At 74.1% G+C, this 2862-nt stretch carries 5 protein-coding genes; 2 read left to right on the top strand and 3 right to left on the bottom strand.

The features are described from left to right. The 3 genes from AB0K34_RS46410 to AB0K34_RS46400 all read right to left on the bottom strand — a co-directional run. A partial coding sequence (locus AB0K34_RS46410) for a hypothetical protein (protein ID WP_364554922.1) occupies positions 1-309 on the bottom strand: 309 nt, incomplete at its 3' end. A gap of 69 nt (positions 310-378) precedes the next feature. After that, positions 379-729, bottom strand: coding sequence for an arsenate reductase family protein (locus tag AB0K34_RS46405; RefSeq protein WP_138642344.1), 351 nt, complete (start codon positions 727-729; stop codon positions 379-381). After that, complete coding sequence (locus AB0K34_RS46400) at positions 729-1193, bottom strand: YbaK/EbsC family protein (protein ID WP_138642345.1); 465 nt, start codon at positions 1191-1193, stop codon at positions 729-731. The genes AB0K34_RS46405 and AB0K34_RS46400 overlap by 1 nt, the downstream gene beginning before the upstream one ends. A gap of 23 nt (positions 1194-1216) precedes the next feature. On the opposite strand from AB0K34_RS46400, the gene AB0K34_RS46395 reads away from it, so the two are divergent. Both AB0K34_RS46395 and AB0K34_RS46390 read left to right on the top strand, forming a co-directional pair. Next, on the top strand, positions 1217-2017 hold the full coding sequence (locus AB0K34_RS46395) for a L,D-transpeptidase family protein (protein WP_364554919.1): 801 nt from the start codon (positions 1217-1219) through the stop codon (positions 2015-2017). 247 nt (positions 2018-2264) lie between these two features. Next, complete coding sequence (locus tag AB0K34_RS46390; RefSeq protein ID WP_364554917.1) at positions 2265-2762, top strand: SAV_6107 family HEPN domain-containing protein; 498 nt, start codon at positions 2265-2267, stop codon at positions 2760-2762. The last annotated feature ends 100 nt before the right edge of the window (positions 2763-2862 follow it).

The raw sequence follows: 2862 nt of genomic DNA, 5'->3' as shown, positions 1-2862 counted from the left end.
CGCCGGGGCGGGAGCGGGGGCGGACGGCGGCGGGGCGTCGACCCCGCCGCCGGGAGAGGGATGGGTGACCGCGTAGTTGTAGCGGCGTGACAGCATCCCGAGCTGGTCGGCGGCCCACTGCGCCACCTGGTCGGCCTGCCGGTGCCCGGCCGTGGACACCCCCGGCGGAGGACGGTGCGCGTTCAGCCAGCCCTGGATCGCGTTCTGCGCGTCCTGCAGCTGCTTGATGACCTGGTTGAGCGCGGGCGGGTCGATCCCCCGGAACTGCGGATCGCGCGCCGCCGGGCCCGTGCGCATCTGCGCGGTCATCGCACCTCCGTGCCGAGGTCGGCCGAGTCACCGTTCGCCGTGTCCTGACTCCCCAGAATCACACCCGTGTCACTGGCTGTCGAGGGCCTTGCGCACCGATTCCTCGTCCCGCGCCACCACGGCGGCGTCGCCGGTCAGGACGATCGGCCGCTGGATCAGCACCGGGTTCGCCACCATGACCTCGATCCACCGGGCCCGGTCGTGCTCCATGTCCTTGAGCCCGAGCTCCTTGGCGACCGGCTCGTTCAGCCGCGCCACCTCCCACGGCTCGGCGCCGACCCGGGTGAGCACCGCGTCCAGCTCCTCCGCCGTGGGCGGCTCGTCCAGGTAGCGCCGCTCGGTGTACGCGACGCCCGCCTCGTCCAGCGCGGCCTTCGCGGCCCGGCTCTTCGAGCAGCGCGGGTTGTGCCAAATCTCCATCACTCCACCTCCGCGGGGGCTCCCCCGGTGATCCTCAGCAGTTCCTCGTACGACGTGGGGAAGACGGTGTGCGGGTGCCCGCCGGCCGCCCAGACCTGGTCGTACCTGTTCAGCCAGACGTCCACGAGCGTACGGAGCGGGGCCGGGTGGCCGAGCGGCGCCACGCCACCGATCGGCTGGCCGGTCGCCTCCCGGACGAACTCCGGCGTCGCCCGCTTCACCTTCGCCGCGCCCACGAGGGCCGCCACCTTCGCGGTGTCCACGCGGTGCGCGCCGCTGGTCAGCACCAGCAGCGGCGCCCCGTCGGCGTCGAACACCAGGCTGTTGGCGATCGCGCCGACCTCGCAGCCCAGCTGGTCCGCCGCGGCCTGCGCCGTCCGCGCGGAGTCGGACAGCTCGACGATGACCCCGGTCGCGCCCTGGTCGGACAGGGCCTTCGCGACGATTTCGGCATTCGGATGCATGGGAAGCACTTTAAGCTTCCTGCATGCGCGGGATACCGGTCGACGTGCGGAAGAGCGCGGTCCTGCTGATCGCGGCCGTTGCCCTGGCGGGCTGCGACGGGACGGAGCAGGCCGAACCCCGGGCCCAGGAGGGCTCCTCGTCCGCGAAGCCGCCGCCTGCGAAGGCGCCGGCGACGCCCACCCCGACGCCGTCCCCCGCGCAGCGCACGCTGAAGCCGGGTGCGAAGGGCGCCGACGTCGAAGACCTCCAGCGGCGCCTGAAGGAACTGCACTACGACCCGGGCAAGGTGGACGGCAGGTACGGGCCGTCCACGCAGATGGCCGTGTGGGCGTTCCAGGCGGTCAACCGGCTCAAGCAGAAGAGCACGCTGGGCAAGTCCTTCTGGGCGGCGCTGGAGGCTCCCAAGGACCCGCGCCCGATGGCCAAGAAGCGCGAGAAGGACCGCGTCGACGTCGACCTCAAGCGGCAGTACCTCGTCCTCTACAAGGCCGGGAAGCCGCGCCTGATCTCGCACATCTCCTCGGGGTCGGGGGAGTACTACTGCGCCAAGGACCGCGGCGCCACCGTCCCGCGCTGCCGCTACGCCACCACCGGAACCGGCGACTTCCGCACCGGGCGCCGCTTCACCGGCTGGGAGACCTCGCCCCTGGGGCGGCTCTACAACCCGATCTACTTCAACGGCGGCATCGCCTTCCACGGCGCGCTGGACGTGCCGAGGTACCCGGCCTCGCACGGCTGCGTCCGGATGCCGATGCACATCGCCGAGTACTTCCCCGGCCTCCTCGGGACGGACGTCCCCGTGCACGTCAGGCGCCCCCGCTAGCCCGCCGGCGCCCCGTCCTGCCCCCGCTGACCTGCGACGCGCGACACGCATTCGAACACGTTGACGAATCGGCGTCAGGGCTGTTTACTGGGGAATGCGTCGAACTTATGTTCGACGCTGGTGCGGGACTCGCGGCCCGCGCCAGGGCGACGTCCCCGCCGGTCGCGGTATTCCGGCGGGACGGACGGCCGGGCGGAGTGAGGGGAAGCTCTCCGCCCGGCCGGCCCGAGCCCGGAAGGAGGCACAGATGTCCGGAACGATGACCGCACGCGGCGTCCACTCCGCCGCCCAGTCCGTCCCGCCGCCGAGCCCACGCCACCGCCCGCTGCCCGCGCCGCGTCCGGCGCACACGGCCGCCGGCCAGCTGCACGCGGCCCGCATGGGCCTCGCCGAGGCCGCCGAGGCCACCTCGCCGGCCGTGCGCTACGTCTGCGCGCACCTGGCCGCGCTGCGCGCCGCCGCCGCGGTGCTCGCGTCCAAGGAGCCCCTGGAGACCCACCGCCGCGGGCGTCCCCGCAGCGTGTGGGTGCTGCTGCCCGAGGCCGAGCCCGCGCTGCGCGAGTGGGCCGCCTTCTTCGCCGCCGGCGCCGACAAGCGCGCCGCCGCCGAGGCGGGCCTGCCGCGCGCCGTCACCGCGCGCGAGGCCGAGGAGCTCGTGCACGACGCCGAGGTCTTCGTCACCCTCGTCGAGGACACCCTCGGCATCGACGGGCAGCCCACCCTGCCCGTCCCCGAGGCCAGCTAGCCATTCCGGCGGCCCGTCCCCACCCTCCCCATTCCGGGACCGGCCGCGCCGGGGGCCGGGGCGCCCGTCCCGCCGATCTCACCGCGCGGCGGGCGGCCCC

Origin of the sequence: Actinomadura sp. NPDC049382 (assembly GCF_040677125.1) — a bacterium.
Classification (GTDB): domain Bacteria; phylum Actinomycetota; class Actinomycetes; order Streptosporangiales; family Streptosporangiaceae; genus Spirillospora; species Spirillospora geliboluensis.
Note: the sequence above shows the minus strand (reverse complement) of the source record. Positions and strands in the feature narration are given on the sequence as shown.